We start from the raw sequence: 19077 nt of genomic DNA on the forward strand, positions 1-19077 counted from the left end.
CGGCCGCCGGTGCGACGTTCCAAATGGTCTCCGGGCAGAGTGCAATGAAGATGCCGGTCATCATCGACTGATAACCGGCCCATATGTTTGTATGTTCTGTCTTATGCGTGCTTGTAGACGGGCTTTCCATGATGCTTGTGCCATGCATGATGCTTTGGATGATGCACGACGTGATGATGATGATGATAGACGCGGTGGTGCCTGTGATGAATCGGTTCAGCAGCGCTTGCACTCGTGGCAAGCACTGGTGCGGAGACGGCGAGGGCGATAGCGAGGCCGAGAGCCGAGTAAAGAGACGTTTTCATATCCTTGGGTTTCCTTTGGTGGGTGACAGAAGAGGAGGGACTGCAACGCGCAGGTGTAGAATCGGTCCACCTGCCTCTTTATCGAATGCGGATGTTTCGGCGCTATTTCCCGCATGTGGTGTTTCGTTTCTGAAATGTTTCTCAAATAGGGCGGGGGGATTCGTTACTGAAGCAACGGATTGGTCACACGTTTTTCGAAGCGATGAATGCAAAGCGGCCCCGCCAATGACGGGGCCACTTCAGTGCAACAAGCGACAATTGCCGCCAGGATAGTTATGGGAGAATTAGCGCCCACCCGCCTCGCTTGTCGCATGGTCCTGCGTAAAGGTCCGGCGTAGATGCACGACCTTGGCGGCAGCATTCTCAATATATTCTGTGGGGCAGCGCAGCATTTCATCTCTGATGCACCGTTCGACTTCCCTTGCTGTCTCGAGACGCTTATCGAGCAGCTCGGTGTCGACGCCTGCTGCCTTGAGTCTGGTGCATGAAAGAACAAGTCGAGCAACTTCAGCCCGAGCCTGTTCATGATAATCAATGGCGATCATCAATAGAATCTTTTCCATCTTGGCCTTTGTGGCGTTGTCGTTAGTGGCAGGGGGCGTCGATAGTCGCGGCGCTTGAAAAATGGGGTTTGCTTTCATCCCGGCGTCTTGACGCGAATCGCTGGCGGGCGAAAGTGACAGCGCTGTCCCCATGGTCGGGGGACAAATCAGGACAATGAATTGAATTCACGTTGTTAAATAATAGATCGATTCCCATATAAATGTTTCCAATAAAATAAACAAAATAAACTTTGTGCGACGCTTTCGCGTCAAAATATAACCTAATATGCTCCGGTTAGCCGGTATTTACACTTTGATATTACAGTTGCGATAGTTTTAAATAGTGTGTTTCATATCGAGTCGTCACGATGAACGACCTGCTACGTGATGGTTAACAATAAGTCAATCGCAATCGGTGCCGTTTCGCACGACCAGCATCCAGAAGCAACAACGACACGTCTCGCGACGAAAGTGACGGCGCTGTCCCTATTTGCACGAGGCCGAATCGGGCTATAAAAAGTACTTTGAATTAAAGCACTTATTTTGAAAGTTTTTTTTTGACAACAAAGCATTCATTACAGGACGTATTGATCGTCGAAGACCAGCATTTGATGCGCCTCGCACTTGTGCATGAATTGCAAGCAGCGATTCCTGCCTGTGTCGTCCACGCCGCCGCAACGATCGCCACAGCGCTGGAGCTGATCGAGGCCAATCAGTTTGCACTTATTCTCATCGATCCCGGGCTGCCAGGTTACGATCCCCGGTCCGAGATGGATCGACTGAAGACTATAAGCACCGTGGTTGAACGAACGCCCGCTGCGATACACATCGTTATCACCGGCGCCGAGAGTGCACAGGAGTGGGAAGAGGTCCGGACTATTGGCGTAGCCGGCTACATTGCCAAAAACAGCCTCAAGCCCGGCACCATGACGGCGATTCTGCAGTCGATAGCAGATCATGGATGTTGTGTCGGCTTGATGCACGAGACCAGCATGTCGCCGGAAGTCTACCACGCGGTGCTCTCTCCAAGGGAACAGGAGCTTGTCCAGTGGATGATGCAAAGGCCGGCAAATATCAGCCGCAAGGCGATCTACGATCAGCTTGGCGAGCATCTCAATATCGATGCGGCTTCTGCGGAGCGCTATTACAAGCGCGCCCGGGCCAAACTTTTGAAGTTCGGGCAGTTGCCGGAATCATTGTAGTGTGGCTTATTCTTACCTGTTATTTCGATATTTGATTTTTATCAGTCTATTTCAGCACCGGCTCGCAGTCGCCGTCATAGTCAGAATGCGGACCGGTTTGGGTACATTTTTATGAAAGATTTTTTTAAAGTCATTTTGTGGTTGGCCCTGCTTGGACATCCCACCATTGCGAGATCCCAATCTCCTGATCCGGACATTCTGACGATTGAACAGGCATTTGGAAAAACCGCGACATATACGGAAAAACAGCTGCGCAGCGGGTTTGATCTGCACGAGCGAACAACGGAGACACCCTGGAGCAAAAAAGGCCAAAAGACGAGCTTTCGCGGCCCTCTGCTCAAAGACATACTGGCCAGGAGCCACCTTGCTGATGTCAAAGAATTCGAAGTTGTCGCTTATAATGACTTCATCGCAAGGGTGACGAACAAAGAGATCGATGCTTTTTCACCCATGGTGGCCATCGAACAGCAGTGCGCGGAAGAGGACAGGGCAAGCGGTCTTTGTAAGGATGGCCAATTGTACAGGCCGCTATCGATCGACGATGGCGGGCCATTTTATCTGGTCTGGCCGCTCGACGATCTTCCCTCCTCCTACATTCTAAGCCGCAAGTCCATTTGGGTGTGGTTTGTCGTGAATGTGCGTCCCAGCCGATGAGGCGCGCGATACGCCAGATCCTGCCGTACTTCCTCTGTGTAGGTCTCCTCATCTCGTTATGTCTCAGTGTCTGGTCGATTTTGCGCACAGACACCTATAGGCAACAAACAGAAGTCACGCTTAGCCAAGCCTCTGAAATCCGATGGCGATTGGCGCAATCGAGAGAAAAGGCCGCCCGCATAAGCGGCTATCTGGAACTGTCCATGAGCACGGGGAAAAATGACCCCCGATTGTTGCAAGATCTTCGATTGTTACGATTCAATCTGAAGTTGATAGCAAGCCTCGACTACGCGGCCGCATTCATCAAGCCGCCAAACATGGCCATCCTGCACCATGCAATCGAAGCGATCGACCTTACGGTCGTGCCCGTAGCCATGCATGGCGGGAACTATGAACAGGCCCTCGGATCCATCACGACTGTCGACGGCTATCTTGTTCGCCTGGCCAGCGTGACAGTCGATTATAGCCAGGGTCTGAGTGCGACCGCGCAAATCGCCACCGATGCGGCACACAACATGCTCGTCCTCTTTGGCGCTATTGCAGCGCTCATTCTGAGCATCATCGCCATCTGGCAACACAATAAAATCAGTTGGGAGAAAGATCAGCACATCAGGTCTTTTTCGTTGCTCTTCGCCCATATGACCCGAACGCGGGTCGCCGCCTTGCGCCTTTTTCTCGGCTACCTGAACGGGCATTCGGTGCCGCCATCCGAAATGACAAATGCTGCCGTGCGAACAATAGCGGAGCTCGATTCGATCAATGAAGGTTTGATGATGATAGGGCATGCCCGCGCCAAGGTGCCGCCCGCACCGCTCGGCCAGATCATCAATAATATAGTCACGAACAGCAAAACAACGCTGAATGTAAACGCCGATGACGAGGTGCGCGCTGTTAATGTTCCCGCATCGCAGTTCCACTTGCTGCTGGACGAACTCGTACTGAATGCCATCAATGCGGTTGCCGGACGCACCGACCCCATCATCGCCATCACCGGAACCGTGCGACGGCGTTTCATGCGCCGTTCGCAACTGATCCTGACCATTAGCGACAATGGGGGAGGAATGAGCCGGGACCTGTTGGCCAAGGCAAAACAGCCATTCTTCTCCACTAAAGCTGGCGGACATGTTGGCCTTGGACTCACCAACTGCGTTGAACTCATGAAGACCATGGCAGGGCGTCTGGACATAAGTTCCACGCCCGGCAAGGGAACCTCTGTCAGAATCTACTATTCAATCTGAGAGACCGTTTGGAAACTCAACTGTGGCGGTCATCTGACGTGATTTTCTGCGCTTCCGGTGCTCACGTACTTAAGTACGCTCCGCTCCGGTTCTCGAAAACCACGCCATCTACCTTGCCGCAGCGACTTTCCAAACGGTCTCTGAGCATTCAAGTGTAGGGGCAGTCTCTTTGCGACCAAGCGCGGCCAGCCACAAATCATCGAGGCATCGGAGTTCGCGGGCGTCGATCTGGTCCAAAAACAGCCAATACTCACCGGTTGGGAAATAATAGCCCAGCGTTCTTTCGCGGATTTCGGCACGCTGCAATTGTGCCTCATCGACCTGCCGCAAGACGCTGTCGATGCGGAGCTGTGCATCTCTCGGCGACCACTCTGCAAGCGCGTCGATATCGACACGTGGAAAAACCAGCCGGCTTGCGTTCAGACGGGAAAGATTGACGCAAATGCAGCCCTGCCGTGCTGCCGAGATCATCAGCCGTCCCGTCTTTGCTTCGAGGCTCTGCAGTGTCACATCAGGGCGCAACGGATCCGCATTGCCATAGCCGTAAAAATGCGTTGGCCCGGCCTGGTCGTAGTTCATGTCACAGCCAAGGAATGCAAGCACATCCGGCTTGAGCGTATGCAAAGCCCAGTAGGCCGATGTCAGCGACATCGTCGCACCCGCATAGACAAAGCCGCCATAGGCGTTTTGTGCAGGAACATAATCGGACGCTGTGTGGATCTTGCGGTCGCGCGCCAACTCCGGCGCGGGCATGGCGCTCTGCGGAAAGTCACCCGCGTGGAGAAGGTAATTCCAATCGTCGCGCACTCGCCAGGCGTTATTGATCGCGACGATCGCATCGAAAGGCGCACGCTGCCACTCACGCGACCGCACGGCATCCGGTGCGCTGCCAAGAATGAGCACTATTTTGGGAGCTGATGCCGGGCGCATTGGTTCTGTTAATGGTCTCATTCCAGGCGAGAATACAGAACAGCCTAGCCCATACCTCCGCATCTGTCTTCCTAACAAATGGTCTCATACGCGGGGAACACTAAGCATGAGGGCAAGGCTATGAAGGCGAGAACAAAAAGCCATACCAACAAAGCTTGAAGAGTGTGCATTATTTTTGTACACTTACTTCATATTTCTGCGTACCGGTTTTAGAGAAGATTTTATCACCAGATATTTTAAGGAGCGGTCTCATTGGAGTTCGAATGGGATGAAAATAAACGCCGACAGGTGAAGCAGAAGCATGGAGTCGATTTTTTGTATGCGGCTTTTTTTAGAGGCCCCGTCCTGACGAAAAGAGATGAGAGAGCGAACTACGGCGAAGAACGGTTTATTTCGTTGGGTATGGTTGAGAACATTTGTTTCATAGTTGTTCATACAAATCGAAACGAGGTCACCCGTCTCATAACAGCGTGGAAAGGAGGTCAGCTTGAACATGACCAATATAAAGCGGGCATCGCTCGACGACTTGGAGAAAATGGATAGGGGAGGAAAACTCTCTCGCAATTCCGGGTCCTTGAAGGGTGAGGAGTTGGGACCGGATTTTTGGGCGAATGCCCGGCTGGTAAAACCGAAAGAGCCTCGATCCGTTCACCTTAAACTTGATCCGGATGTTTTCGAGTTTTTCAAAAGTCAGGGCAAGGGGCATCTTACGCGTATGCAGGACGTCTTGAAGGCCTATGTCAAAGCTCATAACCATTCCTGAAACGGCCGGACGCTACTTGACCCAGGAGTCTAAAAACAAAAACGGCCCCGATGACGAGGCCGTTTTCTTTGATGTAGGGCCGCTTACTTGGCCTTGCCGTAGAGTTCTTCGACATATTCCCAGTTGATCAGATTATCGACGAACGCTTCCAGGTATTTCGGGCGGGCATTGCGATAATCGATGTAATAGGAATGTTCCCAAACGTCGACGCCGAGGATTGGCGTTGCGCCATGAACCAGCGGGTTCTCGCCATTCGGGGTCTTCGAAATTTCGAGCTTGCCGTTCTTGACGGAGAGCCAGGCCCAGCCGGAGCCGAACTGCGTGGTGCCGGCAGCGATGAAATCGGTGCGGAACTTGTCATAGCCGCCGAGATCGGATTCAACGGCCTTTTCGAGTGCGCCGGGAAGCTTCTTGCCGCCGCCGCCCTTCTTCAGCCAATGCCAGAAATGCAGATGGTTGTAATGCTGGCCAGCATTGTTGAAGAGGCCGGCATTCTTGCCGTAGGACTGCTTGACGATCTCTTCGACCGAAAGATTTTCGAGACCGGCTTCGGCAGCCAGTTTGTTGCCGTTGTCAACGTAAGCCTTATGGTGCTTGTCATGATGATATTCGAGCGTTTCGCGCGACATATAGGGTGCGAGCGCGTCGTAGTCATACGGCAGTGCGGGCAATTCGAAAGCCATGGAAGTCTCCTCTTCGATTCAATTGTGACTGGATTGGCTACCCGGGAGGGGCCCCGGAATGGGATGGTCGCCAATCCTGACAAAACCTGCGTTCGTTACATAGGTCCGTATTTCTTCAGGAGCAATGCGAAACGGATCAATATTTCAGATCCGGCCAATTCGGGAGTTAAATTATCGGCGTGGAGTGTGCGTACTCCCAATAAAGCTCCCGGGCTTTTTTGGCGATCGGACCCGGCTGAAGATCGCGGTCTTCAATACGGATAACGGGAACGACCTTCGAATGGTTCCCGGTCGAGAAAATCTCGTCGGCATTAAGGAAATCCTGCACGCTCAATGTCGTTTGTGTGGTGCGGAAACCATAATCGGCAAGCACATCGATAGTTCGCGAACGGGTGATACCTGAAAGGAATGTTCCATTGGGCGCCGGCGTGAAAATATGGCCGTCCTTGACCATGAAAATATTGGACGTGCCGGTCTCGGCGACATTGCCTAGCATGTCCAGCAGTAGCGCATTGTCGAAGCCACGCGAACGCGCTTCGAGAATGGCCCGAGCATTGTTGGGATAGAGACAGCCCGCCTTGGCATTGGTTGGCATGGTCTCGATAGTCGGGCGGCGGAATGGCGAGACGCTGAGCGAAAAACCGCTCGGCTCGATCATAGGTGCTTCATAGAGGCACAGGCAAAACCGGGTTGAGTCCGGATCGGCGGGGACGCCCATATAGCCGCCATGCTCGCCCCAGTACATCGGCCGGATATAGACGGCGGTGTTGCCGTCGAATTTCTTCAGGCCGTCCTTCGCGAGACCGATGATTTCCTCGGTGCTCATGGTCGGCATCAACCCCATGGCGATCGCCGATGTGTTGACCCGCGCCGCGTGCTTGTCGAGATCGGGCGAAACCCCTTCGAACCAGCGCCCGCCATCGAAGACCGTCGAGGCCAGCCACATCGCATGGCTTCGCGGACCGATCAGGGGCACATTTCCTTCGTACCAGTCGCCATCGACATAGGTCCATGTCACTGTTTGGGCTTGAGTATTAACCGCCATGATACTGATTCCGTCCCGCTGGTAATTTTTGCCACCTTATCTCCCCCCTTGCGGGGGAGAAAGCGATTTCAGCATCTTAGCCTCTTTGCTAAGTGCTAGAAATCGCAAGAGAGGGGATTTGCTTCACTGAACTACCCCCTCACTTGGATTTTCCAAGGATTTAGCGAAGAGGCTAAATCCAGGAAAATCCTTTCTCTCCCACAAGGGGAGAGATAACCGGCGTTCTCACAAAGTGTTTATCCGAAGTTGAACGGCCAATTCGGTTGCGTGCACGCTTTTTGTTGCGGCGCGGCAACAGTCGGCTAGCCGCCTTGTTTGCGCCCTATTGTCAACGGTTAGCCGCCATATTCATTGTGCGTTTAGGCGGCGCAACTTCGCGTTTCCCCATCCCGTCACCAACCTGGTTCAATGATGCAAAACACACTTTCCCGTCGCGGCTTTCTGGCTGCATTGACTGCGACTGCCGCAGCCGGTCTCGCAGGCTGCGCACAGATCCGCGACGACAGGCCAGTCATCCAGGTCGATGACTATGGCAATCCCCTCGCGACGCCGCAAATGGATGTCGACCCGGCTTTCGCTTCGTTTCAATCCATGTATTCGGCACGCGAAGATGACGGCTATCAACTGCCGGCGATCCCGATTGAAAAGATGGACAAGCGCTATCTTCGGCAGATCGTGCAGGATCCGACCGGCGAACAGCCGGGGACGATCGTCGTCGATACGACCGACAAATTCTTGTATCAGGTGCGCGAAGGCGGACAGGCGATCCGCTACGGCGTTGGCATCGGCAAGGAAGGTTTCGCCTGGTCGGGCCGTGCCGTCGTCCAGTGGAAGCGCCATTGGCCAACCTGGACGCCACCAGATGAAATGGTCGCGCGCCAGCCGGAACTGGTGCAGTATAGTGCCAGAAATGGCGGCATGCAGCCGGGACTTAAAAATCCGCTCGGCGCCCGCGCGCTTTACCTCTTCAAGGACGGCGTCGATACGCTCTACCGCCTGCACGGCTCGCCGGAATGGTGGTCTATCGGCAAGGCCGTCTCATCCGGCTGCGTGCGCCTGATCAACCAGGACATCATCGACCTTTACGACCGCGTGCCGAACAAGACGCCGGTTCTGGTCACGTAATACTACAGTTGCATTCTTCGTGATGCCGGGCTGCAAAGGCAGGTTTTCTGCGCTTCGGTGCTCACGTACTTTATGTACGCTCCGCTCCTATGCTCGAAAACCAACCTTTTCGCCTCGGCCTGACGAATTTGCAACTGTAGTACCAAGTTACGCTTGATACAGACATCAAAGGCCGGTGGATCGCTCCACCGGCCTTTTTTCTTTGCCAGCCATATGCAGGATGGAGGAGCTACGTTGGGTGCTGTGAGCCTCGGCGTGAAGCCTATCTCTTCTTGCAGCTGATCAGCACTGAATTTCCATCGGTATATTTGCTGCGCAAGGTGTAGAGCCAGCCCTGGCATTCCTGCATGGAGGTGAAGCAACGAAAGAACGAGACCGTCGTATTTTCACCCCCCATGGAAAGGATGGGGTTGTCCGTCGTGCCAGTATATTGCCCGAGGATGATACCGGAACCGCGCGGCGGCGTGTTGCAGCGCTGACCGGCATATTCGCTGACATTCTTGCGAACCGCCGCCTGCACTTGCGACATATCCGTGAGAGCGAGCACCGGCTGCGCCAGGAAACCAAGGCCGAGTAACAGGGCGAATGCGCTTCTCTTCATTTACAATCTCCGAGGCTATTCAAGAACAAACCAAGCGTCCGAATCCCCCGAGCGGGCGTCGTGTATTTATAGCTCATTTCAATGCGCAGGTAACTGCGCGAACGCCGCAGCACGGCGAAGTGAAGGTAACTTGAATGGCTAGCGTCCTGCTGTCAGCACCTTCTGACAGGTCGGCGACAAGTTGGCCAAATTGTTCCTCAGGCATGCGATAGCCCGCCCGCCGCCCAAGGCGACAGAGCTGCAGAGCCTCCGGAAATCAGGGCCGCACGATTGGCGAACTATCATCATCTCCTGGCGCGGCGTGAAAGACGGCGCGGGCATCGCTGTCGTGGCGGGTGCAGTTGCGGCAGGAGCAGTCGCGGTCGCGGGGGCGGTTGCGGCTGGGGCGGTTGCCGTGCCGGTTGAAGATGCCGCCGGTGCTGATTTTGCTCCACCGAGCGCCGCTAGTGCCGACTGGCAAGCGGAAGAAAGTGACGAGTTATGCTGCTGCAGGCAGGTGAGTGCGGCTTTGCCTCCGGGTTGCACGCCCGAACATTGCGCCATGAAATCGGACCGGCAGGCGGATTTGATGGCGCTTTGCTGCGCTGCTGTTGGTTGCTGGGCGGCTGCGGCAACGGCGAAAACGCCGGCCATACAAAGCATGGTTATAAACAGGCCGCCTCTGCGGCCTGTACGTTTTGTGGTGTCTTTGAACATCGAACCTCTCCCTGGTGGATCCCAGAGTAGGTTGACACGCTATTTCGACGGAGCAAGTACGTTACAGTTACGAGACGCCGGTTGGACACCGCCCCGAAGATAAGTATAGTACCGTCTTGCGGCGCTCCGGCAGAGGACTAGGTCATGACAGGTGATGTGGGTCTGACGGACATGCCCGCCTGCGACGTTGTCGATCTGCTAAATCGGGGTGAGGTGACGCCGCTCGACTGTCTCGATGCGCTTGAAGCGCGCACGGCGATTGTCGATGTTGCCGTCAACGCACTTCCCATCCTCTGCTTCGATCGGGCCAGCGATCAAGCCCGCCTGCTGATGCAACGGCCCCTCGGCAGCCGCGGCCGCCTGGCGGGTCTGCCGGTGCCAATAAAGGACCTGACGGACGTGGCTGGCGTGCGTACCACCTATGGTTCGACCATCTTCGCTGACCACGTTCCAGAGAAATCCGACATTCTCGTCGAGACGATCGAGGCTGAAGGCGGCGTCATCTACGCAAAGTCAAACACGCCGGAGTTTGGTGCGGGCGCCAATACTTTCAACGACGTCTTCGGCGCGACGCTGAATCCCTGGAACACGAAGCTCTCGGCCGCGGGTTCGTCCGGCGGGGCAGCGGTGGCACTTGCCACCGGCATGGCTTGGGTCGCACAAGGATCCGACCTTGGAGGCAGCTTACGCAATCCCGCAAGTTTCTGCGGCGTGGTAGGCCTGCGCCCCAGCCCCGGCCGCGTTGCCAGCAATCCGGGAGCCAAGATCGATCGCCTGCTGAGTGTCAAGGGGCCGATGGGTCGTACTGTCGAGGACACGGCGCTTCTCCTAGACGCGATGACCGGCGAAAATCCTGCAGACCCTCTGTCGTTGCCGAGGACTGAAAGCTTTCTTGCTGCGGCGCGCTCCGGCTGGCGGCCCGCGCGTGTCGCTTTCTCCGCAGATCTCGGCATTACGCCGGTGGACCCGGAAGTGGCATCGATTTGTCGCGCGGCGGCCGCACGCTTTGGCGAGATTGGCACCTTTGTTGAAGAAGCGCATCCCGACCTCTCCGAAGCACATGATACGTTCCAGGTCATGCGGGGCCTGGCCTTCGCCGCCAGTTATGCGGGCCTTCTGGAAAGCCATGCGGATAAAATGAAACCCGAAGTCGTCTGGAACATCGAGAAGGGTCTCAGCTATTCCATGGCAGACCTTGTCCGGGCGGAAAACAATCGCGCCGTGATGTTCCGCAGGATGAATGCGTTTTTCGACACCTATGACCTGCTGCTTTGTCCGGCCACGATCGTCGCCGCCTATCCCGTGGGCGAGCGGTACGTGAAGGAATGTAACGGCTACACCTTCTCAAACTATGTCGAGTGGCTGGCGATAGCCTATGCGATCACGCTGACGACTTCGCCAGCGCTAAGTCTTCCTTGCGGGTTCACCTCCGATGGACGCCCCGTCGGGCTGCAGATCGTTGGCCGCGGACGGGCTGAGGGACGTGTGCTGGCTGCTGCGCGTGCGCTTGAGCTTGTTCTGGACCTCGGTCCGATCACGCCAATCGACCCACGCTCGCCTGGCTGAGCCGATCTCAGCTTGATCCCGAAACGCCGGTTTTTCCGACCAGCTTCAACGCATAGGCATAGACATAGGCGACCTCTTCCAATCGCGAGAAGCGGCCCGAGGCACCGGCATGTCCGGCATCCATGTTGATGCGGAAGAGCACCGGGTTGCCGTCCGTCTTGAAGTCCCGCAGTTTTGCCACCCATTTCGCCGGTTCCCAATAGGTCACACGCGGATCGGTGAGGCCGGCGACGGCAAGGATCGGCGGATAATCCTGCGCGACGATGTTGTCGTAGGGCGAATAGGAGGCCATGTAGGCGTAGTCGGTGGCCGAGGTGATGGGATTACCCCATTCAGTCCATTCCGGCGGGGTGAGCGGCAGCGTGTCGTCGAGCATGGTATTGATGACATCGACGAAGGGCACCTCGGCAATGATGCCGCCAAAATTGCCTGGCGCCATGTTGGCGATGGCACCCATCAGCAAGCCGCCCGCCGAACCACCCTGCGCGATGATGCGGTGATGGCTGGTGAACCCTTCCGCGACGAGGTGTTCGGACGCGGCGATGAAATCGGTGAAGGTGTTCTTCTTCTTCAGACGCTTGCCGTTTTCGTACCAGTCATAGCCTTTGTCCTTGCCGCCGCGAATGTGGGCGATGGCATAGATGAAGCCACGGTCGGCGAGGGACAGGCAATTGGTGTTGAAGCTCGCCGGAATGGTGATGCCATAGGAGCCATAGCCGTAGAGCAGGCAAGGCGCCGAACCGTCGATCTTCGTGTCGCGATGATAGACGATTGAAATGGGTACGATCTCGCCATCCGGTGCCGGGGCGAGCAGGCGGCGCGTGATGTAATCGTCCGGATTGTGCCCGGAGGGAACTTCCTGCGTTTTAAGAAGCGTGCGCTCGCGCGTGCGCATATTGTAATCATAGAGCTGGGTCGGCGTGGTCATGGACGAATAGGAGAAGCGGATGATCTCCGTGTCATATTCGGCGCTGCCCTGCAGACCAAGCGCATAGGCTTCTTCATCAAACGATATCGAATGTTGCTCGCCCGAATGGCGGTCGCGGATCATAATGCGGGGCAGGCCGTTCTCACGCTCGAGCCAGACGAGATGATTGCTGTAGGCCGAGTGGCCGAGGAGCAGGCGTCCCGTCTTATGGGGAACGATCTCGGTCCAGTTGGCCTTTTCCGGCGCATTCACCGGGGCGCTCATGATCTTGAAATCCTTGGCGCCATCGGCATTCGTGAGAATGTAGAAGACATCGCCGCCCTCGGTGAGGCTATATTCGACGCCGGTCTGCCGTTCGATGACGAGTTTCGGTTCGGCGGTATCGTCATTGGCCGGCAGCAGCCACATTTCTGACGTTTCGTGATCGTGGATATCGATGAAGACAAAATCGTTGAGTGTGCTGCCGCCGACGCCAAGGAAGAAACCCGGGTCTTTCTCCTCGTGGATCAGGCGGTCCTCGCTCTCGGGCTGGCCGAGCTTATGGTAGAACAGGCGGGACGGCCGGTGATTGGCATCGACGCGCGTATAATAAAAGCCATTCGACTGGGCGTTCCACACGCCGCCACCGGATGTATCGCTGACCGTCTCGGTGGTGTCCTGCAGGGTTGCGAGGTCACGCACCTTCAGCGTGAAGAACTCTGAACCCTTGTCATCGAAGCCCCAGATCATCTTGCTGTGATCGGGAGAGTGATCCGCCGAGGCAAGCCGGAAATAGGCCTTGCCTTCACCTTCGAGATCGCCATCAAGCAGCATGGTCTCCGCGCCGCCATCGCGCGGCGTGCGGAAAAAGCGTGGCTGCTGGCCACCGGTCTTGTAGGAGGTTCCGTAGGCGTACGGCCCGTCTTTGGACGGAACCGACGAATCATCCTCCTTGATCCGGCCCTTCATCTCGTCGAAGAGCCTCACCTGAAGATCCTTGGTGTCGGCCATCAGCGATGACTGGTAAGCGTTTTCCGCTTCGAGATGGATGCGAATCGCCGGATCCAGCGTGGAAGGATCGCGAAAAACGTCCTGCCAGTTGTCAGCGCGCATCCAGGCATAATCGTCTGTGCGGGTGATGCCGTGGCGCGTATCGGATATGGGGTGCTTATCGGATTGCGGCGCAGGGATGCTCAAAAAACGGGACGGATTGGTCATGGAAAAACTTTCGACGATTGCGAGCCCGTTCGTAAACTCTACTCCAGTGGTCATCTGACGCGATTTTCTGTGCTTCCGGTGCTCACGTACCATAGTACGCTGCGCTCCGGTTCTCGAAAATCACGCCATATGCCTCACCGCAGCGACTTTCCAAACGGGCTCTGAGCCGGCCGGCACAAATTGGGCCGCCCGGCAAACGATATGACTTGTTCAAAAGATGTGTAGGGAAAGTTATCGCCCCGTCAATCCTGATCAAAGACTAACGCGTTGCCATTCATGCAATAGCGTAGGCCGGTAGGGGGAGGGCCGTCCGGGAAAACATGGCCGAGATGGGCATCGCAATCCGCACATTTTATTTCGGTTCGCAGCATGCCATAGGAGCGATCCTCGATCGCATTGACCGCATCAGGCTCGATCGGGGCAGTGAAACTCGGCCAGCCTGTGCCGGATTCATATTTGGTTTCAGAGCGATAGAGCGGACGATCGCAGCAAACGCACTTGTACAATCCCTTGAGTTTACTATCGAAGTTCGGACTGGAAAAGGCGCGCTCCGTCCCATGATTTCTGGTGATTTGATATTGCTCCGGCGTGAGCTGTTCACGCCACTCGGCGTCCGTTTTAACGACCTTGAATGTCTTTGTGTTCATCGTTGGTTCCTTTTTACGCAAATGTAGGGATGAACACTACACATCGCAATATCTGTTATTATAGAATGCTTCAAGTATTGCGCCGCATTCCTCATTTTTGCCATTTTTTGTCTTAGTGGTATGCCGCAAATCCTTTTGCATGCGCATTCTTGTTACTGCGTGGGCATTCAGGTTCCGGCTTTCTTGGGTCTATCTCCTGCTGCTAACGGTTAATCTCTGTCCTGGGGATTATTTGAAATATTTCTTTCGTAGGCAAAGTATTGATTTGACATTTTCAACGAAATCCGGAATAGATTGTTACCAATGGCGTAGGAGACTTCGCCTGTTATCGACTTTATATTGGTGATTTTAATCTACCTATCCAGATTTCAAATTAGACGAAGGAATTGGACTTAGATGACCACGTTCGACAATTCAAACACAACTGGTAGTGACGTGCTGCTGGAACTCACAGCGGAATTGGTTGCTGCTTATGTGAGCAACAACTCAGTGCCGGCCGGCGATCTGCCCGGTCTCATCTCTGATGTTCATGCAGCCCTTGGCCGGGTTGGCGGTGGTCTGGAAGCCGTAACTGCCATCCAGGAAAAACCCAAGCCAGCTATCAACCCGAAAAAGTCTGTCGCGGATGATTTTATTGTCTGCCTCGAAGACGGCAAAAAGTTCAAGTCGTTGAAGCGTCATCTGATGACGCACTACAACCTGACCCCTGAACAGTATCGTGAGAAGTGGGACCTCGATCCTTCCTATCCGATGGTCGCTCCGAATTATGCAGCAGCCCGTTCGCGCCTGGCAAAGAATATGGGCCTGGGTCGCAAGCGCAAGAAGGCCGCTTAAAGAGCTTTGCCAACCCTGATGCACATCTGATGCGCGGGCTTTGTGCGTTTCCGATGCTTCCGCATCTTGGGTGCAAGCGCAAGAGACCGCCAAGCAGGTCTATGTAATAATGATGAAGCGGCGCCGAGAGGCGCCGTTTCGTGTTTGCGGGTATCATCTCCGGTGACGATCATTGACTGACTGCGTCTTCCTGCATCGATGACTTCAATGTATCGAGCGCCTGCTTCAATCCAATGTGGCGATTGAGATCGTAACTCCAGTGGCCTTTGACGCCTTTGAGGCGCTCACGCTCGATCAGGCGCTTCAGCCGCCTGCACATTTGAGACTTTGACTCATCATCCTGCGCGATCAAGCCATCCAGATCGGCGTTGCAGAGTATCTGCAAAGCCAGGCGCTGCCGCGCCTCGCTGACATGCTTGTCCTTTGCCGCGATAAACGCGCTCCGTTGTTTGGTCCAATCGATTGCCCACATGCGTCCATTCCTTGTTGAGGGATAGACGCAGTATGGCGAAACACTAGTAGTGTAGGATAAAACTCCTATAAAAGTTGATGAGAAAACAAAAAATCTATTGGTAACAAGTAGTTAATAGGAGGGTTCGGGAAAACTTATCCACGCTCTTGTTCGTTCCGATATAAGAAGATATTCCTATAGCCAAAGTGGAGTGAGAATGTCTTCGAGTTTGCCCTGTCTGATCCGCTCTGGAGTCGAAGCCCGGGCCGTCACCGATACGCTGAAGGCGAGACGATGCCGTTTCAGGCGGCCCGTGTTGGCGGTCATAGACGAGGAAGCGCCGGTCGATGAGCGTCTTTTTCAGCTATGCGACGGAGTCCTCGATATCCTGTCGGCTTTTTTCAATGTGAGCGGCCGGGATCTGCGTTCGCATTCGCGCTGCGAACGTTCAGTGGCAAGGGTGCGACAGGTCGGCATGTATGTGGCGCATGTCACACTGGCGTTGACCATGAGCGAGGTGGGGCGCGCCTTCGGCCGCGACCGCAGCACGGTCAATCACGCCTGCCATCTGGTCGAGGACATGCGCGAGGATCTGCAATTCGACCGGATCATCCAGACGATCGAAAATATCATTCGGGTAGCCTACGTTGAAAGCGGGAGACTGCGCGCATGATCGAGCCAGCCAATAAGGAGATTGCTCGGCTGCTGCGTTTTGTCGCCAAAGGTGCAGCCGAAATTGTTGAGACGCAAAGTTCTGACAAGCTGGTGCTGGAAAGCGGCGCCTATGGCACGATTTCCGCGACGCGAAACGTTGTGGAGTTCACGCTGAGCCAAGGTCTTTCGGTTTTGCGCAAAGGCAAGGTTTCGATCAGCGATACGGGACGCACCTGGCTTCGCCGTCTCGAATGCACGAACGACCCTTACGCCGGGCAGCATCGGAGCGAAGCAATCATTGCCATTGCCGATGAGAGCGGGTCAATGCGGGTGCGCAGCAATGACGCGGAGTCGCCGCTGGCGATGCTGCGCAATCGCAGGGATGCAAAGGGTCTGCCGCTGATCAACGATGAGGCGTTCAAGGCGGGCGAGCGGCTGCGATCCGATTTTACACTCGGCAATCTGATGCCCTCGATCGGCGTCAACTGGGATGTTACCGGGTCCGGTTCACGCGCCAATGGTGTGCTCGAGATCACCGATGCGGCACTCGCGGCGCGCCAGCGTGTCGAGCGGGCATTGGAGGCTGTTGGACCGGAACTGTCCGGCGTGCTGATCGACGTCTGCTGCTTTTTGAAAGGGCTGGAGACTGTTGAACGCGAACGGCAATGGCCGGTGCGTTCGGCAAAATTGATCCTGAAGACTGCGCTGGCGGTACTCGATCGCCACTATCACCCGCCGGCGCTTGCACGAAGAAACCGTCGGATTATTCACTGGGGCACAGAGGATTACCGGCCCGAGATTCGAAATTAATGCTGGGTGACCTCGGCGGGGGCGAGTGCATTCTGGGCTTCGCCGCGGATGCGGCCGATCATGGCGCGCAGGCCATTGGATCGTTGCGGCGTCAGATGTTCATCGAGGCCGAGTTTCTTCAATATGGCTTCGGGGTTGATCGCCATGATCTCAGAAGCGCGCTTGCCCGAATATAGCACCATCATTATGGCGACGAGGCCGCGCACGATATGCGCGTCGGAGTCGCCGACGAACTCGATGACGGGATCGGTGTCACTGTTAAGCGTGCTCTTCAGCCACACCTGGCTGACGCAACCCCTGACCTTGTGAGCGGCATCCCGCGCCTCTTCCGGGTAAGGCTTGAGGTCGCGGCCGAGGTCGATGACATAGCGATAGCGATCTTCCCAGTCATCGAGAAAGTCAAAATCAGCAAAAATATCGTCAATTGTCTGTGCCATGCATCACATATAGTGATTTGAAGGGCCAACGTCACCGCCTGAATCGAAAAAGCTCTCACTGCCGGGAGACGGTCCCGGTCTGGGTCTTGTCGTCGATCTCGTTGGCCTGCTCACGTTGGCGAGTGGCGGCATCGAGAATTTCGCGCAAGGCCATTTCACGCAGTTTCGCCTTTATGGCGTCTCCCCCGCCGGATTCCGTGTCGGCGTTTTGCGCGCCGGGTTTCTTCGAATTCTCGCCCATGCGTGCATCCAGATACTCATAGCCGACCTTCGCGACCTCGCCTGCGCGGACGCCGGCATTGGAAAGTGCGGCCTTGCCCGTTTCGCACGCCTGTGGCTTGCGGGTGCAGAAATCGCTGAGATCGCTGATCGTTTCCTGCGCTGCCAGAAGAGCCTCGATCGGGCCGGGCTGGCCCGCGCCCTGAAGATTGTCCTTCGAGTTCACGGGAATGAACAAGGAGATCAACAACATCCAGAAGCAGAACTTGATCGCAAACCTGATCAGAAAGAACATTTCAGCAGTCCTCTATAGCGTCGCTATTCAACCCTTCGTGGTGGACACTGACACAGATCCGGCAAAAACCCGTTGAGACGCATTTCTGCATTTGAACGATCATAGAAACGAACGATTAATAACTGCTGAGGGTAGGCGGGGTTGAGGTCATCTGGCCCGAACAACGTTCCTAAACACTTTCCGGCGTATATATATGCATCGGCAGAATTCGGTGCGTGACGCCTGGTGCATCGGGGGCTGCCAAGGTGCGGGCGATCAGGATTTCGACAGTTTCCTTGGCGATTTCTTTGATTGGATGGGAAAGGACCGCCTTGAGTGTGCCGCTGACGAGGCCAGCACCTGTCGCTTGCGTTAGATCGTGGCCGATAACCTGAGGGCGCTTGTCGGCCTCAAGCTCTTTCATTGCCGCCATCACTCCTCCGATACCACCTCCGGCGACATAGACGCCTTTGACGCTTTCGTGCCGCTTTACGAGGTCGAGGGTTGCCTCGAACGCGTACTGGTCGCTCTCGAATGTAGCGACGGGTTCGAGAAGATGAAGATGTGGGGCATTCTCGCGCAGGAAGGCTCGAAAGCCAATCTCACAGGCTTCCTGGCAGAGATAGCGGTGACTGCCCACGAAAATTGCCACCGTAGACGGGGCGGGGATCATGTTGGCAAGAAGCCAGCCTGCGGTTCGGCCGACCTTTCTGTTGTCGAGACCGACGTAACCGGAGCGCGATGGAGCAGTCAGATCCGAAATCATCGCAATGACCGGAACCTGTCTGGCCGCCAGCTCGTCAATGGCGGCCGTAACGCTCGGATGGTCGGCCGCGACGATGCCGACGCCGTCAGCGCCACGACCGACTCGTCTCAGCGTCTCGGCAACGGCTCCGGGCGTAAGATCGTCCATGAACTCGACAATCGCTTTTCCACGGATCGAGGGGCTGCTTTCAACGGCCTCCCGGAGTGCAGTTCCCAGTAGTTCGTAAAAGGCCGTCGTCTTCTGCTGGAGAAGAAACGCAAAAGTCTTTTGGGGTGCGTCGGTCTTCAGCCGCTGGCGCAGCAGCGGCGTGGCGTAGAACCCGATCCGCTCGGCTGCTTCCAGCACGCGGCTTGCGGTTTCCTCCCGCACATCCGCACGGCCGTTCAACACCCTATCGACTGTAGAAAGGCCGACTCCGGCTTCCTTTGCGAGCGTGGTCATGTTGGGACGGCGCATGTGACCTCAATGAAAGAATTATTTCACGTCATTGTTGCTTAACCGGACAGTTTT

23 protein-coding genes are annotated in these 19077 nt (G+C 55.7%); 10 read left to right on the forward strand and 13 right to left on the reverse strand.

From position 1 onward, the window contains the following. Nucleotides 1-101: 101 nt before the first annotated feature. The gene (locus LB462_RS00615) at nucleotides 102-305 is read right to left on the reverse strand and encodes a hypothetical protein (protein WP_224505499.1); all 204 of its coding nucleotides are present in this window, start codon (nucleotides 303-305) and stop codon (nucleotides 102-104) included. Nucleotides 306-589: 284 nt separating this feature from the next. Continuing rightward, nucleotides 590-1000 carry a hypothetical protein gene (locus tag LB462_RS00620; RefSeq protein WP_224505500.1) on the reverse strand — a complete coding sequence of 137 codons (411 nt, stop codon included), beginning with the start codon at nucleotides 998-1000 and terminating at the stop codon, nucleotides 590-592. Between the two features lie 404 nt (nucleotides 1001-1404). Here LB462_RS00620 and LB462_RS00625 point away from each other — a divergent pair, with 404 nt between their 5' ends. From LB462_RS00625 to LB462_RS00635, 3 genes are all read left to right on the forward strand, one after another. Beyond that, nucleotides 1405-2049, forward strand: coding sequence for a response regulator (locus LB462_RS00625; protein ID WP_112527497.1), 645 nt, complete (start codon nucleotides 1405-1407; stop codon nucleotides 2047-2049). A 111-nt stretch (nucleotides 2050-2160) separates the two neighbouring features. Next, nucleotides 2161-2703, forward strand: a complete 543-nt coding sequence (locus LB462_RS00630; RefSeq protein WP_224505501.1) for a putative pterin-binding protein — start codon at nucleotides 2161-2163, stop codon at nucleotides 2701-2703. Between the two features lie 203 nt (nucleotides 2704-2906). Beyond that, nucleotides 2907-3941, forward strand: coding sequence for an ATP-binding protein (locus LB462_RS00635; RefSeq protein WP_224505502.1), 1035 nt, complete (start codon nucleotides 2907-2909; stop codon nucleotides 3939-3941). Nucleotides 3942-4049: 108 nt separating this feature from the next. Here the strand turns inward: LB462_RS00635 and LB462_RS00640 are convergent, their stop codons facing one another. Beyond that, nucleotides 4050-4871 carry a hypothetical protein gene (locus LB462_RS00640; protein WP_224505503.1) on the reverse strand — a complete coding sequence of 274 codons (822 nt, stop codon included), beginning with the start codon at nucleotides 4869-4871 and terminating at the stop codon, nucleotides 4050-4052. Between the two features lie 252 nt (nucleotides 4872-5123). Between LB462_RS00640 and LB462_RS00645 the strand changes: the two genes are divergently transcribed. Together LB462_RS00645 and LB462_RS00650 are read left to right on the forward strand one after the other, a co-directional pair. Beyond that, nucleotides 5124-5414: a BrnT family toxin gene (locus LB462_RS00645; protein WP_224505504.1), complete on the forward strand. Its 291-nt coding sequence runs from the start codon at nucleotides 5124-5126 to the stop codon at nucleotides 5412-5414. Then, nucleotides 5365-5634: a BrnA antitoxin family protein gene (locus LB462_RS00650; protein WP_224505505.1), complete on the forward strand. Its 270-nt coding sequence runs from the start codon at nucleotides 5365-5367 to the stop codon at nucleotides 5632-5634. The genes LB462_RS00645 and LB462_RS00650 overlap by 50 nt, the downstream gene beginning before the upstream one ends. A gap of 83 nt (nucleotides 5635-5717) precedes the next feature. Here the strand turns inward: LB462_RS00650 and LB462_RS00655 are convergent, their stop codons facing one another. Both LB462_RS00655 and LB462_RS00660 read right to left on the reverse strand, forming a co-directional pair. Beyond that, the gene (locus LB462_RS00655) at nucleotides 5718-6317 is read right to left on the reverse strand and encodes a superoxide dismutase (protein WP_224505506.1); all 600 of its coding nucleotides are present in this window, start codon (nucleotides 6315-6317) and stop codon (nucleotides 5718-5720) included. A gap of 166 nt (nucleotides 6318-6483) precedes the next feature. Then, nucleotides 6484-7362, reverse strand: coding sequence for a branched-chain amino acid aminotransferase (locus tag LB462_RS00660; protein ID WP_224505507.1), 879 nt, complete (start codon nucleotides 7360-7362; stop codon nucleotides 6484-6486). A gap of 411 nt (nucleotides 7363-7773) precedes the next feature. Here LB462_RS00660 and LB462_RS00665 point away from each other — a divergent pair, with 411 nt between their 5' ends. Next, nucleotides 7774-8487 carry a L,D-transpeptidase gene (locus LB462_RS00665; protein ID WP_224506013.1) on the forward strand — a complete coding sequence of 238 codons (714 nt, stop codon included), beginning with the start codon at nucleotides 7774-7776 and terminating at the stop codon, nucleotides 8485-8487. Between the two features lie 262 nt (nucleotides 8488-8749). Here LB462_RS00665 and LB462_RS00670 read toward each other — a convergent pair whose 3' ends face one another. Both LB462_RS00670 and LB462_RS00675 read right to left on the reverse strand, forming a co-directional pair. Beyond that, nucleotides 8750-9088 carry a metallophosphoesterase gene (locus LB462_RS00670; RefSeq protein WP_224505508.1) on the reverse strand — a complete coding sequence of 113 codons (339 nt, stop codon included), beginning with the start codon at nucleotides 9086-9088 and terminating at the stop codon, nucleotides 8750-8752. 138 nt (nucleotides 9089-9226) lie between these two features. Beyond that, the gene (locus LB462_RS00675) at nucleotides 9227-9784 is read right to left on the reverse strand and encodes a cysteine rich repeat-containing protein (protein WP_224505509.1); all 558 of its coding nucleotides are present in this window, start codon (nucleotides 9782-9784) and stop codon (nucleotides 9227-9229) included. Nucleotides 9785-9928: 144 nt separating this feature from the next. Here LB462_RS00675 and LB462_RS00680 point away from each other — a divergent pair, with 144 nt between their 5' ends. Further along, entirely contained in the window at nucleotides 9929-11350 is a 1422-nt protein-coding gene (locus tag LB462_RS00680; protein ID WP_224505510.1) for an amidase, read from the forward strand. Between the two features lie 7 nt (nucleotides 11351-11357). Here the strand turns inward: LB462_RS00680 and LB462_RS00685 are convergent, their stop codons facing one another. Next, entirely contained in the window at nucleotides 11358-13475 is a 2118-nt protein-coding gene (locus LB462_RS00685; protein WP_224506014.1) for a S9 family peptidase, read from the reverse strand. Between the two features lie 242 nt (nucleotides 13476-13717). Further along, the gene (msrB, locus tag LB462_RS00690; protein ID WP_209997579.1) at nucleotides 13718-14122 is read right to left on the reverse strand and encodes a peptide-methionine (R)-S-oxide reductase MsrB; all 405 of its coding nucleotides are present in this window, start codon (nucleotides 14120-14122) and stop codon (nucleotides 13718-13720) included. 396 nt (nucleotides 14123-14518) lie between these two features. Between msrB and LB462_RS00695 the strand changes: the two genes are divergently transcribed. Then, nucleotides 14519-14956 carry a Ros/MucR family transcriptional regulator gene (locus tag LB462_RS00695; RefSeq protein ID WP_112527519.1) on the forward strand — a complete coding sequence of 146 codons (438 nt, stop codon included), beginning with the start codon at nucleotides 14519-14521 and terminating at the stop codon, nucleotides 14954-14956. Nucleotides 14957-15125: 169 nt separating this feature from the next. On the opposite strand, the gene LB462_RS00700 is transcribed toward LB462_RS00695, so the two are convergent. Further along, on the reverse strand, nucleotides 15126-15428 hold the full coding sequence (locus tag LB462_RS00700) for a cytoplasmic protein (RefSeq protein ID WP_224505511.1): 303 nt from the start codon (nucleotides 15426-15428) through the stop codon (nucleotides 15126-15128). A gap of 196 nt (nucleotides 15429-15624) precedes the next feature. Between LB462_RS00700 and LB462_RS00705 the strand changes: the two genes are divergently transcribed. Further along, entirely contained in the window at nucleotides 15625-16080 is a 456-nt protein-coding gene (locus LB462_RS00705) for a helix-turn-helix domain-containing protein (protein WP_224505512.1), read from the forward strand. Continuing rightward, on the forward strand, nucleotides 16077-16871 hold the full coding sequence (locus tag LB462_RS00710) for a DUF6456 domain-containing protein (RefSeq protein WP_224505513.1): 795 nt from the start codon (nucleotides 16077-16079) through the stop codon (nucleotides 16869-16871). The genes LB462_RS00705 and LB462_RS00710 overlap by 4 nt, the downstream gene beginning before the upstream one ends. Here LB462_RS00710 and LB462_RS00715 read toward each other — a convergent pair. From LB462_RS00715 to LB462_RS00725, 3 genes are all read right to left on the reverse strand, one after another. Next, nucleotides 16868-17308, reverse strand: a complete 441-nt coding sequence (locus LB462_RS00715; protein WP_224505514.1) for a SufE family protein — start codon at nucleotides 17306-17308, stop codon at nucleotides 16868-16870. The two genes, LB462_RS00710 and LB462_RS00715, sit on opposite strands and share 4 nt — an antisense overlap. A gap of 55 nt (nucleotides 17309-17363) precedes the next feature. Then, entirely contained in the window at nucleotides 17364-17822 is a 459-nt protein-coding gene (locus tag LB462_RS00720; protein ID WP_224505515.1) for a DUF5330 domain-containing protein, read from the reverse strand. A gap of 169 nt (nucleotides 17823-17991) precedes the next feature. Further along, complete coding sequence (locus tag LB462_RS00725; protein WP_224505516.1) at nucleotides 17992-19023, reverse strand: LacI family DNA-binding transcriptional regulator; 1032 nt, start codon at nucleotides 19021-19023, stop codon at nucleotides 17992-17994. Nucleotides 19024-19077 lie beyond the last annotated feature (54 nt).

It is taken from the genome of Phyllobacterium chamaecytisi (assembly GCF_020164455.1).
In the GTDB taxonomy this organism is placed as follows: Bacteria; Pseudomonadota; Alphaproteobacteria; order Rhizobiales; family Rhizobiaceae; genus Phyllobacterium; species Phyllobacterium chamaecytisi.

Excerpts from the sequence above, each read along its gene's own strand:
- LB462_RS00615 (WP_224505499.1), bottom strand. The coding sequence starts at position 305 with ATGAAAACGTCTCTTTACTCGGCTCTCGGCCTCGCTATCGCCCTCGCC.
- LB462_RS00620 (WP_224505500.1), bottom strand. The coding sequence starts at position 1,000 with ATGGGGACAGCGCTGTCACTTTCGCCCGCCAGCGATTCGCGTCAAGAC.
- LB462_RS00630 (WP_224505501.1), top strand. The coding sequence starts at position 2,161 with ATGAAAGATTTTTTTAAAGTCATTTTGTGGTTGGCCCTGCTTGGACAT.
- LB462_RS00635 (WP_224505502.1), top strand. The coding sequence starts at position 2,907 with ATGAGCACGGGGAAAAATGACCCCCGATTGTTGCAAGATCTTCGATTG.
- LB462_RS00640 (WP_224505503.1), bottom strand. The coding sequence starts at position 4,871 with ATGCGCCCGGCATCAGCTCCCAAAATAGTGCTCATTCTTGGCAGCGCA.
- LB462_RS00650 (WP_224505505.1), top strand. The coding sequence starts at position 5,365 with ATGACCAATATAAAGCGGGCATCGCTCGACGACTTGGAGAAAATGGAT.
- LB462_RS00655 (WP_224505506.1), bottom strand. The coding sequence starts at position 6,317 with ATGGCTTTCGAATTGCCCGCACTGCCGTATGACTACGACGCGCTCGCA.
- LB462_RS00660 (WP_224505507.1), bottom strand. The coding sequence starts at position 7,362 with ATGGCGGTTAATACTCAAGCCCAAACAGTGACATGGACCTATGTCGAT.
- LB462_RS00665 (WP_224506013.1), top strand. The coding sequence starts at position 7,774 with ATGCAAAACACACTTTCCCGTCGCGGCTTTCTGGCTGCATTGACTGCG.
- LB462_RS00670 (WP_224505508.1), bottom strand. The coding sequence starts at position 9,088 with ATGAAGAGAAGCGCATTCGCCCTGTTACTCGGCCTTGGTTTCCTGGCG.
- LB462_RS00675 (WP_224505509.1), bottom strand. The coding sequence starts at position 9,784 with ATGTTCAAAGACACCACAAAACGTACAGGCCGCAGAGGCGGCCTGTTT.
- LB462_RS00680 (WP_224505510.1), top strand. The coding sequence starts at position 9,929 with ATGACAGGTGATGTGGGTCTGACGGACATGCCCGCCTGCGACGTTGTC.
- LB462_RS00685 (WP_224506014.1), bottom strand. The coding sequence starts at position 13,475 with ATGACCAATCCGTCCCGTTTTTTGAGCATCCCTGCGCCGCAATCCGAT.
- msrB (WP_209997579.1), bottom strand. The coding sequence starts at position 14,122 with ATGAACACAAAGACATTCAAGGTCGTTAAAACGGACGCCGAGTGGCGT.
- LB462_RS00695 (WP_112527519.1), top strand. The coding sequence starts at position 14,519 with ATGACCACGTTCGACAATTCAAACACAACTGGTAGTGACGTGCTGCTG.
- LB462_RS00700 (WP_224505511.1), bottom strand. The coding sequence starts at position 15,428 with ATGTGGGCAATCGATTGGACCAAACAACGGAGCGCGTTTATCGCGGCA.
- LB462_RS00705 (WP_224505512.1), top strand. The coding sequence starts at position 15,625 with ATGTCTTCGAGTTTGCCCTGTCTGATCCGCTCTGGAGTCGAAGCCCGG.
- LB462_RS00710 (WP_224505513.1), top strand. The coding sequence starts at position 16,077 with ATGATCGAGCCAGCCAATAAGGAGATTGCTCGGCTGCTGCGTTTTGTC.
- LB462_RS00715 (WP_224505514.1), bottom strand. The coding sequence starts at position 17,308 with ATGGCACAGACAATTGACGATATTTTTGCTGATTTTGACTTTCTCGAT.
- LB462_RS00720 (WP_224505515.1), bottom strand. The coding sequence starts at position 17,822 with ATGTTCTTTCTGATCAGGTTTGCGATCAAGTTCTGCTTCTGGATGTTG.
- LB462_RS00725 (WP_224505516.1), bottom strand. The coding sequence starts at position 19,023 with ATGCGCCGTCCCAACATGACCACGCTCGCAAAGGAAGCCGGAGTCGGC.